The following is a 12,716-nucleotide window of genomic DNA, read 5'->3' on the forward strand; positions in this document are numbered from 1 at the left end:
AGGGCCGGGTCGGCTCAGCGGGTCGAGTCGGCTCAGCGGGTCGGGTCGTCGCCGCGGCTGAGGTCGTCCCAGCTGTCGATCGCGGTGTCGCGGTCGAGGGAGGCCGGTCCTGCCTCGGTCTCGCCCTCGGCGACCGCGCGGGCCTCTGCGTCGTCCGAGACGGCCGCGTCGGCGGCGCGCTCGTCGGCCTCCGCGGCCGCGGCTGCGGCTGCCAGCGCGGCAGCGGCATCCCCGCCCTCCGTCGTCTGGAACCGCGTCTCGTACTTGCGGGAGGAGCCCGGCCAGAGCCGCGACAGCACCACCGCGGCCGCGCTGCCGAGGATGAGGAGCACGCCGCCCAGGATCGCCGCCCACGGCCAGAGACTGGTGTCGACGCCGTGCACCAGACGGGCGACGGACGACTCGCCCGCGACTCCCGTCGCCGTCGTCACCGCCGAGGAGGAGGCGCGCAGCGGGTCGGCCAGCGCGCTGCCGGCGGAGAACAGGATCGAGCCGCCCAGCAGCACACCGAGCAGGGCGAGCACGATGCGGAAAACCGGTCCCGCGATCGCGAGCGCCGCGGTGAGCGCGAGCCCGGCCAGCGCCAGCGCGGTCAGCGCGGGCGCCGCGGCCGACCCGGCGACGGTGAGGGTCGCGCCGTGCTCGGCGGTGTCGGTCAGCGCGACGCTGAACCAGGTCTGGGTCGCGGCGAGGAGCACCAGGCCGCTCGCGACGACGATCACGAGCAGCGTGAGGTACTTCGCACGCCGACCGCGGATGCGGGCGGCGCGCTCGGCGGAGGGTGCGGGAGCCGGCTCAGCCATCTCCGGTCACCCTCTTCATCGCGGCAGCGACGGCGACGGCGCGCAGCGGGGCCGCCGCCTTGTTCTGCGTCTCCTCGAACTCCGTCTCCGGCACGGAATCGGCGACCAGCCCGGCGCCCGACTGCACCAGCGCGCGGCCGTCGATGAGCGTGGCCGTGCGGATCGCGATGGCGAGGTCGGCGTCGCCGGCGAAGTCGAAGTAGCCGATCACTCCCCCGTATACCCCACGCTGCGCGGGCTCCAGCTCGTCGATGATGCGCAGTGCCATCGGCTTCGGCGCGCCCGAGAGCGTCCCGGCCGGGAAGGTGGCGCGGAACACGTCGATCGCCGAGGCATCGTCGCGGAGGTCGCCCTCCACCGACGAGACGATGTGCATGATGTGGCTGAAGCGCTCCACGCGCATGAACTCGGTGACCTCCACCGACCCGGCGGTGCAGACCTTGAGCAGGTCGTTGCGGGCCAGGTCGACCAGCATGAGGTGCTCGGCGCGCTCCTTGTCGTCGGCGAGGAGGGACGCCTCCAGCTCGAGGTCCTCCTCCGGCGTCGCGCCGCGCGGCCGGGAGCCGGCGATCGGGTGCGTGAAGGCGCGGGACTCCTGCACCTTCACCAGCGCCTCGGGCGACGAGCCGACGATCTGGTAGGCGGCGCCGTCCGGACGCTCCAGCGACAGCAGGTACATGTACGGGCTGGGGTTGAGCGCGCGCAGCACCCGGTACACGTCGAGGGCGTCGGCGGTGGACGCCAGCTCGAAGCGCTGCGAGAGCACCACCTGGAAGATGTCGCCGTCCACGATCCGCTGCTTGGCGGTGACGACGGAGGCGAGGAAGTCGTCGCGGGGCGTGCGCGACTCCGGCTCGGCGGGCGTGCCGAGGTCGACCTCCGCCAGAAAGGCCTCGGTCGGCTGCGCCAGCTCGCGCTGCATGCGGTCGAGCCGTGCTTGCGCATCCGCCCACAGCTCGTCGGCCGGTGCGGCGCCGTCGCAGAGTGCGTTGGCGACGAGCTTGACCGTGCCGGTGCGATGGTCGACGACGACGAGGTCGGCGACGAAGGCCAGCGCCTGGCCCGGCACCTCGTGATCGGCGGGCGGGCGGCCGGGCAACCGTTCGAGCTGGCGGATCGCCTCCCAGCCGATGAAGCCGACGAGCCCGCCGGTGAGCGGAGGGAGGCCGGGGATGCGCGGCGTCTGCCAGCGTGCGTGCAGCGCCGCGAGGGCGTCGAGCGGCCGCACGCCGGACGCGGCCAGCGCGTCGGCGCCGAGAGCGCGCTCGGCGCTCACCCCGTAGTCGAGCCAGCGCACGTCGTCGCCCTGCTGGGTGAGCACGCCGAAGGAGGCGGCGCCGACGAACGAGAAGCGCGACCAGATGCCGCCCTGCTCCGCCGACTCCAGCAGGAAGGTGCCAGGACGGCCCGCCGCGAGCTTGCGGTAGATCCCGACCGGTGTCTCCGAGTCCGCGAACAGCTCCCGCACGACCGGGACGACGCGGTGATCGGACGCCAGCGCGTCGAAGACCTCGCGCGTGGTGGTGCCGGCCGTGCTGGCGATCACAGATCCTCCGGAGCGAGCTCGGGGCTTTCGCCGACGACCGGCTCCAGCTGGTCGTCGTCGAAGCAGGTGCGCGTGCCGGTGTGGCAGGCGGCGCCGATCTGGTCGACGGTCACGAGGAGGGTGTCGCCGTCGCAGTCGAGGGCGGCGGCCTTCACGTACTGCACGTGACCGGACGTGTCGCCCTTGCGCCAGTACTCCTGGCGCGAGCGCGACCAGAAGGTCACCCGGCCCTCGCTCATGGTGCGGCGGAACGCCTCCGCGTCCATCCAGCCCATCATGAGCACCTCACGGGTGTCCCACTGCTGGATGATCGCCGGGACCAGCCCGGCGTCGGTGAAGCGGATGCGCTCGAGGATCGTCGCGGTGGTCTCGCTCATGCGCGGACCTCCCTTCCTGCCTTCTGCAGCTCGGCCTTGACGTCGCCGATGGTCAGCTCGCCCTGGTGGAAGACGCTCGCCGCGAGCACCGCGTCGGCGCCGGCCTCGATCGCGGGCGGGAAGTCGGTGACCTTGCCCGCGCCGCCGGAGGCGATGACCGGCACGGAGCTGATGGCGCGCATCTCCCGGATCAGCTCGAGGTCGAAGCCCTCTTTGGTGCCGTCGGCGTCGATGGAGTTCACGAGCAGCTCGCCCGCGCCGAGCTCGATGGCGCGGGCCGCCCACTCGAGGGCGTCGAGGTCGGTCTCCGTGCGCCCGCCGTGGGTCGTGACGACGAAGCCGGACGGCGTGGCGGCCGAGCGCTTCACGTCCAGCGACAGCACGAGCACCTGGGCGCCGAAGCGGCCGGCGATCTCGGCGATCAGCTCGGGGCGCGCGATGGCCGCGGAGTTGACGCCCACCTTGTCGGCGCCGCTGCCCTGCAGCCGGGCCACATCCTCCACACTGCGGATGCCGCCGCCGACCGTGAGCGGGATGAAGACCTGCTCAGCCGTCGCGCGCACGACGTCATACGTGGTGGAGCGGTCGTCGACGGTCGCGGTGACGTCGAGGAACGTCAGCTCGTCGGCGCCCTGCTCGAAGTACCGTCTGGCCAGCTCGACCGGGTCGCCCTGGTCGCGCAGGTTCTCGAAGTTGACGCCCTTGACCACGCGGCCGGCCGCCACGTCGAGACACGGGATGACCCTGACCGCGACGGACATCAGATGCGCGCCGCGTGGATCGACGTGACGAGGATGGCGCGGGCGCCCAGCTCGTACAGGGCGTCCATGATGTGGTTCGTCTGGTCGCGCTTGATCATGACGCGGACCGCGACCCAGTCCGGCTCGCCGAGCGGCGACACCGTCGGGGACTCGACCCCGGGGGTCAGTGCCACGGCGCGGTCGAGGAGCACGGCGGGGAGGTTGTAGTCGATCAGCACGTACTGCCGGGCGACCATGACGCCCTGCAGCCGGCGGACCAGCGTGTCGACGCCGGAGGCGCCGGCCGGAGAGGAGATGAGCACGGCCTCCGACTCGAGGATCACCGGGCCGAAGATCTCGAGCCCCTGCTTGCGCAGCGTGGTGCCGGTCTCGACCACGTCGGCGACCGCGTCGGCCACGCCCAGCCGGACCGCGGACTCCACCGCGCCGTCGAGCTTGACCAGGGTGGAGCCGATGCCGTTCTCGGCGAGGAAGGCGCCGACGAGGCCGGGGTAGCTGGTGGCGACGCGCTTGCCGTCGAGGTCGGCCAGCTCGCTGAACTGCCCGGCCGGGCCGGCGAAGCGGAACGTGGAGGCGGCGAAGTCGAGCGCCGCGATCTCGGCCGCCGGCGACTCCGAGTCGAGCAGCAGGTCGCGGCCGGTGATGCCGACGTCGAGCGCGCCGGAGCCGACGTAGGTGGCGATGTCGCGCGGGCGCAGGTAGAAGAACTCGACATCGTTGCGCGGGTCGGCGACGATCAGCTCTTTGGGGTCGCGGCGGCCGTTGTAGCCCGCCTCGGCGAGCATCTGCGCCGCGGTCTCGGACAGGGAGCCCTTGTTGGGGACGGCGATTCTCAGCATCGGTGACGTCTTTCGTGTACGGGGTCGATCGGTGGCGTGGGGGTCCTCACGTCACAGATGTCGGTACACGTCGGCCGGGGTGAGGCCCTTGGCGAGCAGCAGCACCTGCAGGTGGTAGAGCAGCTGCGAGATCTCCTCGGCCGTGGCCTCGTCGGTCTCGTACTCGGCGGCCATCCAGACCTCGGCGGCCTCCTCCACGATCTTCTTTCCGATGGCGTGCACGCCCGCGTCCAGCTCGCGCACCGTCCCGGAGCCCTCCGGGCGGGTCGCGGCCTTCTCGCTGAGCTCGGCGAAGAGGTCGTCGAAGGTTTTCACCGTTACAGCCTACTGGTCGCCGGGGGCGGCGTCGGCCGGGGAACCCGCGTGCACGTGCCCGGCCACGGCCTCCCGCAGCGCCTGGATCTGCTCGGCGGGCTCGCCGCGGAACACACTGGAGCCGGCGACGAAGGTGTCGGCGCCGTTGTCGGCGGCCGTGACGATGGTCTCGGTGGTCACGCCGCCGTCGACCTGCAGCCAGACGTCGAGGCCGGAGCCGTCGACGGCCTCGCGCAGGCGACGCAGCTTCGGCATCGTCTCGGGCATGAAGGACTGGCCGCCGAAGCCGGGCTCGACGGTCATCACGAGCACCTGGTCGAACTCGGGCAGCAGCTCCAGGTAGGGCGTCACGTCGGTGCCGGGCTTGAGCGCGATGCCGGCGCGGGCGCCGATGGCCCGCAGCCTCCGGGCGAGGGCGACCGGGTCGGCGGCGGCCTCGGCGTGGAAGGTCACGGAGTAGGCGCCCAGCTCCGCGTAGCCGGGGGCCCAGCGGTCGGGGTCGTCGATCATCAGGTGCACGTCGAGCGGGATCGTGCTCACGTCCTGGATGCGGCCGACCATCTGCGGGCCGAAGGTCAGGTTGGGCACGAAGTGGTTGTCCATGACGTCGACGTGCACGAGGTCGGCGGTCGAGATCCGATGGAGGTCGCGCTCCAGGTTGACGAAGTCGGCGGCCAGGATGCTCGGGTTGATGCGTGCCATGCCTCCAGCCTATGGGGCGACGGTACCGGGAGGCGCCGGCCGCGCCTCCCCTACGCCCGCTTGGTCAGCAGCGCGATGAACATGGCGTCGGTCACGTGCCGGTGCGGCCAGAGCTGCACCCGGTCGCCGTCGCCCGCGAGGTCGAGCCGCTCGGAGGCGAGCGACTGCACGACCCCGGCGGTGCCGACGGGTTCGAGGAGGCCGTCGTTCCGGTCGAGGGCGTTGTCGACGATCGCGTGCGTCTCCGCCAGGTGCGGCGAGCACGTGACGTAGGCCAGCAGGCCGCCGGGCTTGAGCGCGACGATCGCGGCGTCGAGCAGCGCCTCCTGCAAGCGGGTGAGCTCGGCGACGTCCTTCGGCTGCTTGCGCCAGCGCGCCTCGGGGCGGCGGCGCAGCGCGCCGAGCCCGGTGCAGGGCGCGTCGAGCAGGATGCGGTCGAACTCCCCCGCGTGCTCGCGGCCGAGCGCGACACCGTCGCGCTCCCACACCGGCACGTCGAGCGGCACGGGCGCGAGGGCGCGGCGCACGAGCTCGGCGCGCGCCGGGACGACCTCGTTGGCGACGAGGGTCGCACCGCCCGCCAGAGCCTCGGCCGCCAGCAGCGCCGCCTTGCCGCCGGGGCCGGCGCAGAGGTCGAGCCAGCGCTCCCCCGGCTCGACCGGCCGGGCGCGCGTGAGCGCCAGGGCGGCCAGCTGGGAGCCCTCGTCCTGCACGCGCAGGGCGCCTCCCGACGCCTCCATCAGCTCCTGCGGGTCTCCGCCGCCCGCGGTGAAGCCCACGGGCGAGTAGCGATCGGGCCGCGCTCCCGACGGCGGGTCGGCGAGACCGGGCAGGGCGACCAGATTGACGCGCGGCGCGGTGTTGTCGGCGTCGAGGAGGTCGGGCAGCTCGGCCTCGCGGCCCTCCGCCTCCAGCGATCGCCGCAGCGCGCGCACGATCCAGGCGGGGTGGGAGGTCAGCGCGGCCAGGCGCTCGTCCTCGTTCTTGGCATCCCCGCCGACGCGCTGCTGCCACTCCTCAGGGGTGTGCCGGCCGATCTCGCGCAGCACGCCGTTGACGAACCCGGTCCCGGACCGGCTGCCGACGGTGCGGGCCAGCGCGACCGACTCATTGACTGCGGCGTGCGGCGGCACGCGCGTGGCGAGCAGCTGGTGGGCGCCGAGGCGCAGCACGTCGAGCAGCGGAGGGTCGATCCGGTCGACCGTGCGGCCCGCGGCCCGCGCGATGACACGGTCGTAGTAGCCCTCCATGCGCAGCGTGCCGTACGTCAGCTCGGTCGCGAGCGCGGCGTCGGCGGGTGAGAGCTGCGCCCGCGCGATGCGGCCGGGCAGCAGCAGGTTGGCGTAGGCGTCGGACTCGCGGACCGCCTGCAGCACGTCGAGCGCGACCTGGCGGGCGGGCTGGGCGCGGCCGGGGTTGTGGGAGGCGGTGCGGGACGGGCCGCGGCGGCCCTGCGACGGTCGGCGGTCGCTCATGACAGCACCACCTCTCCCTGGGCGCCGCGCCACCAGTCGGCGGCCGGCATCGCCTTCTTGCCGGCCTGCTGGACGGTGATCAGCTCCAGCGGCTCCGTGCCGGTGCCGACGACGATGCTGCGGCCGCGCGCCTCCACCTCGCCGGACCGGAGCGCCTCGCCCTCGGAGCGTGCGGCGCGGATGATCTTGAACCGCTCGCCGTTCAGCTGCGCGTGCGCGCCGGGCTCCGGGGTCACGCCGCGCAGCCGCGCGTAGACCTCGTCGGCCGCGAGCGTGAAGTCGAGGCGGCCGTCCTCGATGCCGAGCTTGGGAGCGAGTGTGGGCTCGCCGGTCTGCGGCGTGGCGACGGCCGTGCCCGCCTCCAGCGCATCCACTGTCTCCGCGAGCAGCGCGGCGCCGTCGACCGCCAGGGCGTCCAGAAGCTCGCCGGCGGTCTCGTCGGGACCGATCGGGCGACGCAGCTCGGCGAACACGTCGCCCGCGTCGAGGTCGGCGACCAGCTGGAACACGGCGGCGCCCGTCTCGCGGTCGCCCGCGATCACCGCGTGCTGCACCGGGGCCGCTCCGCGCCAGCGCGGCAGCAGCGAGAAGTGGAGGTTGATCCAACCGAGTCGCGGGAGGGACAGGAGCGGCTCGCGCACCAGTCCGCCGTACGCGACGATCACGCCGAGGTCGGGCGCCAGCCCGGCGACCCGCTCGGTGACCTCCTCACGGAGCCGGTTCGCCCGGATGACGGGCAGCCCGCGCTCCTCGGCGGCCGCGGCGACCGGCGACGGGGTCAGCACGCGCTTGCGTCCGAGCGGGGCGTCCTCCCGGGTGATGACAGCCGCGATGTCGTGCCCGGAGGCGAGCGCTGTGAGGGACGGGACGGCGACGGCGGGGGTGCCGGCGAAGACGAGGCGCATGGCGAAGGTTCTTTCGGTACTGGTCGTCGCCCACTGCGGGGACGCCCGGAAGTCTACCCGCGGCCGATGGGTCGGGAGATCGACGGGTCAGAGGATCTCGGGGTCGTCGAACCGCACCCGCAGGGTCGGCGCGGGCCGGTAGCCGCCACGGCCCGCGGGAGCCTTGCGTCGGCGGGTCGCGTTCTTGACGACGGCCGCACGCACCGCCGCGGCGACCTCCGCCCCCTTCGCGTACTCGAAGCGCAGGATGGCGCGCACGAGCCGGTCGTCGACGGGCGCCGGGCCGAGCACGTCGATCAGGAGGTCGGGGTCGACGGCCGCGACCACCTCCCGCACCACCTCGTCGGCCCCGGTGACGGAGGCCAGCCGGACCGCGGGCGGGAACCGCAGCGCGCGGCGGTCGACCAGCTCGGCGTGCGCGAAGGCGGCGAGCCGGCCCGTGGCGAAGTCGCGCGCGAGCGTCCCCGATACCCCGACCAGCACCGTCGGAGCGCCGGGCGCGGCGAGGGAGGCGGCGCTCGCCCACCAGCGCAGGCAGTCCTCGGCGACGTGCAGCGTCTCGCGGGCGAGCATCCGCTCGCCGTCGAGGAGGAGCACCGCGCGGTAACCGCCCTCGGCGATCGGCTCGGCTCCGCGGGTCGCGACGACGAGCGCGGGAGCGGCGCCGACCCGGAGGACCGGATGGTCGCCGTCCGCGAGGACCACGCGCGTGCCGGGGAAGGCCCGCCCCAGCTCCTCCGCGGTGCGGCCCGAGCCGACCGTGACCATGCGGAACCGGTCGTGCTCGCAGTGGTCGCACCGCCAGTCGGTCGCCAGTGCGCCGCACCAGGCGCACGCCGGCGTGGCGCCGGCACGCGACTGACCGAGCGGACCGGTGCAGCGGTTGCAGCGCGCCGCCTGGCCGCACTTCGCGCAGGCGAGGACCGGTGCGTAGCCCGGGCGGGCGACCTGCACGAGCACCGGGCCGGCCGGGCGGCCCTCCCCTCCGGTCAGCGCCTCGCGCGCCGCCCGCCACGCGCTCGACGGGATGCGGGCGGCGCGCGCTGCGGCCTCCTCCGCCTGCTGGTTGGCGGTCAGCACCACCTTGGGCGTGTAGGCGCGCTCGGGGCCGATGTCGCGCAGCCAGCCGAGCTCGACCAGGCGCTGCGCCTCCACGCTGCGGACGAGGCCGCCGATCACGAGCGCGCACCCCTCCAGCTCCTGCCGTACGAGCGCCGCGTCGCGGGCGTGCACGTAGGGGCTGAGCGGCTCGGCGTGGAGGGGGTCGCTGTCCTCCCAGACGACGAGGAGCCCCAGCCGCTCGGCGGGGGCGTAGACGACCGAGCGGTTGCCGATGACGATGCGCGGCCCGCTCAGCGCCTCCAGGAACCCGCGGTACCGGTCGGCGTTCGCCTGTCCGGCGTCGGCGCGGACGACTGCGGCGGGAGGGACGACGGCGGTGAGGGCGGCCGCGAGCTGTTCGAGGTCGCGATGGTCGGGAACGGCGATGATCGCGGTGCGGCCCTCGCTCCACGTGGCGGCGGCGAGGGCGGCGAGCGTGATCGCCCACTCGCCGACCCAGGTGCCGTCGGGCAGCGCGCTCGGGAACGACAGCGGACGGAGGGCGAGCCGCTCGTTCGCGGCGACCGCGGCCTCCAGCACGCCGTCGCCGTAGCCGCGGACCGGGTGGGCCGGCGGCGTGGGGCGGACGTCGGCCTCACGATCGCGGGCGAGCCACGCCTTCTCGACGCGGACCATGCGCGACGGCACCGCCAGACGCAGGATGTCGCTCGCCGTACCCGCGCTGCGGTCGGCGAGCCGGCGAGCGAGCCGCCAGACGCCGTCGGTGAGCACGCGCGCGGGCGAGACGACCGCCTCCAGCGGGCTGAGCGTGCCCTCGTACTCGTCGCCGGGCTCCGCCAGCTCGACCAGGTAGCCGTCGGCGATACGCCCGGCCGTCCGCAGCGGGACGCGCACACGCACGCCGGGTTGCGCCTCCGCCGCCAGCTCGTCGGGAACGGCGTAGTCGAAGAAGTGGTCCAGCTGCGGCAGCGGCGAGTCGAGGACCACCCGGGCGACCCGGCCGGCCGCCGCCATCGCTACAGCCCCGCGGCCGACCGCAGGTCGTCGACGCGATCCAGCCGCTCCCACGTGAACTCGGGCAGCTCGCGGCCGAAGTGGCCGTAGGTCGCGGTCTTCGCGTAGATCGGGCGCAGCAGGTCGAGGTCGCGGATGATCGCGGCAGGGCGCAGGTCGAACACCTCGCGGATGGCGGCGATGATCCGCTCGTCGGGCACCGTGCCCGTGCCGAAGGTCTCGACGTACAGGCCGACCGGCGCCGCCTTGCCGATCGCGTAGGCGACCTGCAGCTCCAGCCGGTCGGCGAGGCCCGCGGCGACCGCGTTCTTCGCGACCCAGCGCATGGCGTACGCGGCGGAGCGGTCGACCTTCGACGGGTCCTTGCCGGAGAAGGCGCCACCGCCGTGGCGGCTGGCACCGCCGTAGGTGTCGACGATGATCTTGCGGCCGGTGAGGCCGGCGTCGCCCTTCGGGCCGCCGATCTCGAAGCGCCCGGTCGGGTTGATCAGGGTGCGGATGTGCGACGACTCGAGGCCCGCGGTGTGCAGGACGGGCGCGATGACCTCCTCGATCACCTCCGCCTGGAGCTGCTCGGACGAGACGTGCGGCGCGTGCTGCGTCGAGAGCACGACGGTCTGCACCGACTTCGGCACGATGCCCTCGTAGCCGACCGTCACCTGGGTCTTGCCGTCGGGGCGGAGGTAGTCGAGCGTGCCGTCCTTGCGCACCTCGGCGAGGCGCTCGGCCAGCCGGTGGGCCAGCCAGATCGGCAGCGGCATGTACTGCGGCGTCTCGGTCGTGGCGTAGCCGAACATGATGCCCTGGTCGCCCGCGCCCTGGCGGTCGAGGTCGTCGTGGCTCTGCTCGGCGCGGGTCTCGAGCGCGTTGTCGACGCCCTGCGCGATGTCGGGCGACTGCGCGCCGATCGAGACGGAGACGCCGCACTGGGTGCCGTCGAAGCTGACGTCGGACGAGTCGTAGCCGATCTCGACGATCTTGTCGCGGACCAGCGCCGGGATCTCGACGTACCCGTTCGTGGTCACCTCGCCGGCGACGTGCACGAGCCCGGTGGTGACGAGCGTCTCGACCGCGACCCGGCTGTGGCGGTCGACGGCCAGGAGCGCATCGAGGATGCTGTCGGAGATCTGGTCGCAGATCTTGTCCGGGTGCCCTTCGGTGACCGACTCGGACGTGAACAGGCGCAGATCTGCCAATGGTTCTCCCTTGCTCGGGCGGGGATGCGGCGCGTTCGCAAGCGGAACGCGAGCCGTCAGACGATGACGTCGAGGATACGGTCGGCCACCGACAGCTTCGAGCCCGAGGCCTCCATCACTATATCCCCGCCCTTCCGGAGCACGACGACCTCGTTGCTCTCCGTTGCGAAGCCCTGCGACCAGCCGACCTGGTTGAGCACCAGGAAGTCGCTGCCCTTCGCGGCGAGCTTGTTGCGGCCCAGCTCGATGAGGGCGGAGGGGTCGGGCTCGGTCTCGGCGGCGAAGCCGACCAGCACCTGGCCGTCGCGCTTGCGCGACGCGAGTCCGGCGAGGATGTCGGGGTTGGCGACCAGCTCGAGGGTGAGGGTCTGCCCGGCCTCCGACTTCTTGATCTTGGCGTCACGGGTCTCGGCGGGCCGGTAGTCGGCGACGGCGGCGGTCATCACGACGATGTCGGCGGCGCGGGAGGCCTCGGTCACCGCCTCTTCGAGCTCGAGCGCGGTCTGCACCTCCACCAGCTCGACGCCCTCGGGGGGCTCGACCTCGAGGTGCGCGGCGATCAGCACGACCTCCGCTCCCCTGGCCTGCGCGGCGCTCGCGATGGCGACGCCCTGGCGGCCGCTGGAGCGGTTGCCGAGGAAGCGGACCGGGTCGAGCGGCTCGCGCGTGCCCCCTGCGGTGACGACGACGCGCTTGCCGGCGAGGTCGACGCCGCCGCGCGGGGCGCGCGCAGCCTCGTTGGCGCGCCGTCGCTCGGACAGCACCACCACGTCGGCGACGGGCTCGGGCGCCGCGGCGAGAGCGGGGCGCGGCGAGACACCGGCGGCGCGCAGGGCCGCGCGGGCGATGACGTCGGGCTCCTCCATGCGGCCCGGGCCGGAGTCGGCGCCGGTCAGCTGGCCGCTCGCCGGGCCGACGACCGTCACGCCGCGGCTGCGCAGCGTCGCGATGTTGGCGACGGTGGCGGGGTTGCGCCACATCTCGGTATGCATCGCCGGGGCGATCACCAGCGGGGCGGTGGAGGCGAGAACGGTGTTGCCGAGCAGGTCGTCGGCGATCCCGGCGGCGAGTTTGGCGATGGTGTTGGCCGTCGCGGGGGCGATGACGATGAGGTCGGCGGACTGGCCGATGGCCACGTGCCGCACCTCGGCCACGCCCTCGTAGAGGTCGGTGGCGACGGGGTTGCGGCTGATCGCCTCCAGGGTCGGCCGGCCGACGAAGCGCAGCGCCGCCTCCGTCGCGACGACGTGCACCGAGTGCCCGTCGAGGACCAGCGCCCGGATGACGCCGACGGCCTTATACGCGGCGATGCCGCCGGTCACTCCGACGACGACGGTCAATCGTGTGCTCACGGCGGCACCCCCTCCTGGCCGGGCCGTGCCCGGCTGCGGTCGCTCTGCGCTGCGGTTCTTACTCGGCGATGCGGTCGTTACTCGGCGATCGGCTTGACGACGAGCTTGTCCTCGTTGATCTCGTGCAGGGCCACCGACAGCGGCTTGTCGTCGACGGAGGAGTCGACCAGGGGGCCGACGTTGTCGAACAGGCTGCCCTCGTGGAGGTCGGCGTAGTAGTCGTTGATCTGGCGGGCGCGCTTCGACGCGAAGATGACGAGCGCGTACTTCGACTCGACCTTCGCAAGGAGGTCGTCGATGGGCGGGTCGATGATGCCGTTGTTGCTGGTAGCCATGCGGGAGGAGCTCCTTGCCGTGGTCGGTCGGATG

General features: G+C 73.6%; 13 protein-coding genes. All 13 read right to left on the bottom strand.

Annotation, left to right across the window (positions count from 1 at the left end):
- Nucleotides 1–32: 32 nt before the first annotated feature.
- Nucleotides 33–803, bottom strand: a complete 771-nt coding sequence (locus P5G50_RS13420; protein ID WP_301208351.1) for a Trp biosynthesis-associated membrane protein — start codon at nt 801–803, stop codon at nt 33–35.
- Nucleotides 796–2,349, bottom strand: coding sequence for an anthranilate synthase component I (locus tag P5G50_RS13425; RefSeq protein ID WP_301208350.1), 1,554 nt, complete (start codon nt 2,347–2,349; stop codon nt 796–798). Before P5G50_RS13425 ends, P5G50_RS13420 begins: the two co-directional genes overlap by 8 nt.
- Entirely contained in the window at nt 2,346–2,726 is a 381-nt protein-coding gene (gene hisI / locus P5G50_RS13430; protein WP_301208348.1) for a phosphoribosyl-AMP cyclohydrolase, read from the bottom strand. The genes P5G50_RS13425 and hisI overlap by 4 nt, the downstream gene beginning before the upstream one ends.
- Complete coding sequence (gene hisF / locus P5G50_RS13435) at nt 2,723–3,487, bottom strand: imidazole glycerol phosphate synthase subunit HisF (RefSeq protein ID WP_301208347.1); 765 nt, start codon at nt 3,485–3,487, stop codon at nt 2,723–2,725. Before hisF ends, hisI begins: the two co-directional genes overlap by 4 nt.
- Nucleotides 3,487–4,326 carry an ATP phosphoribosyltransferase gene (gene hisG, locus P5G50_RS13440; protein ID WP_301208345.1) on the bottom strand — a complete coding sequence of 280 codons (840 nt, stop codon included), beginning with the start codon at nt 4,324–4,326 and terminating at the stop codon, nt 3,487–3,489. The genes hisF and hisG overlap by 1 nt, the downstream gene beginning before the upstream one ends.
- A gap of 51 nt (nt 4,327–4,377) precedes the next feature.
- Nucleotides 4,378–4,641, bottom strand: a complete 264-nt coding sequence (locus P5G50_RS13445) for a phosphoribosyl-ATP diphosphatase (RefSeq protein WP_301208344.1) — start codon at nt 4,639–4,641, stop codon at nt 4,378–4,380.
- Nucleotides 4,642–4,650: 9 nt separating this feature from the next.
- On the bottom strand, nt 4,651–5,343 hold the full coding sequence (gene rpe / locus P5G50_RS13450) for a ribulose-phosphate 3-epimerase (RefSeq protein WP_301208342.1): 693 nt from the start codon (nt 5,341–5,343) through the stop codon (nt 4,651–4,653).
- A 50-nt stretch (nt 5,344–5,393) separates the two neighbouring features.
- Entirely contained in the window at nt 5,394–6,818 is a 1,425-nt protein-coding gene (locus P5G50_RS13455) for an RsmB/NOP family class I SAM-dependent RNA methyltransferase (RefSeq protein ID WP_301208341.1), read from the bottom strand.
- Nucleotides 6,815–7,723: a methionyl-tRNA formyltransferase gene (gene fmt / locus P5G50_RS13460; RefSeq protein ID WP_301208340.1), complete on the bottom strand. Its 909-nt coding sequence runs from the start codon at nt 7,721–7,723 to the stop codon at nt 6,815–6,817. Before fmt ends, P5G50_RS13455 begins: the two co-directional genes overlap by 4 nt.
- Before the next feature lie 87 nt (nt 7,724–7,810).
- A complete protein-coding gene (locus P5G50_RS13465) occupies nt 7,811–9,799 on the bottom strand; it encodes a primosomal protein N' family DNA-binding protein (protein ID WP_301208339.1) in 1,989 nt (662 codons plus the stop codon).
- A 2-nt stretch (nt 9,800–9,801) separates the two neighbouring features.
- Nucleotides 9,802–10,995 carry a methionine adenosyltransferase gene (gene metK / locus P5G50_RS13470; RefSeq protein WP_301208338.1) on the bottom strand — a complete coding sequence of 398 codons (1,194 nt, stop codon included), beginning with the start codon at nt 10,993–10,995 and terminating at the stop codon, nt 9,802–9,804.
- A 56-nt stretch (nt 10,996–11,051) separates the two neighbouring features.
- The gene (locus P5G50_RS13475; RefSeq protein WP_301209375.1) at nt 11,052–12,335 is read right to left on the bottom strand and encodes a bifunctional phosphopantothenoylcysteine decarboxylase/phosphopantothenate synthase; all 1,284 of its coding nucleotides are present in this window, start codon (nt 12,333–12,335) and stop codon (nt 11,052–11,054) included.
- A gap of 89 nt (nt 12,336–12,424) precedes the next feature.
- Complete coding sequence (rpoZ, locus tag P5G50_RS13480) at nt 12,425–12,682, bottom strand: DNA-directed RNA polymerase subunit omega (protein ID WP_301208337.1); 258 nt, start codon at nt 12,680–12,682, stop codon at nt 12,425–12,427.
- Nucleotides 12,683–12,716 lie beyond the last annotated feature (34 nt).

This window comes from Leifsonia williamsii, from assembly GCF_030433685.1.
GTDB classification, from domain to species: Bacteria; Actinomycetota; Actinomycetes; order Actinomycetales; family Microbacteriaceae; genus Leifsonia; species Leifsonia williamsii.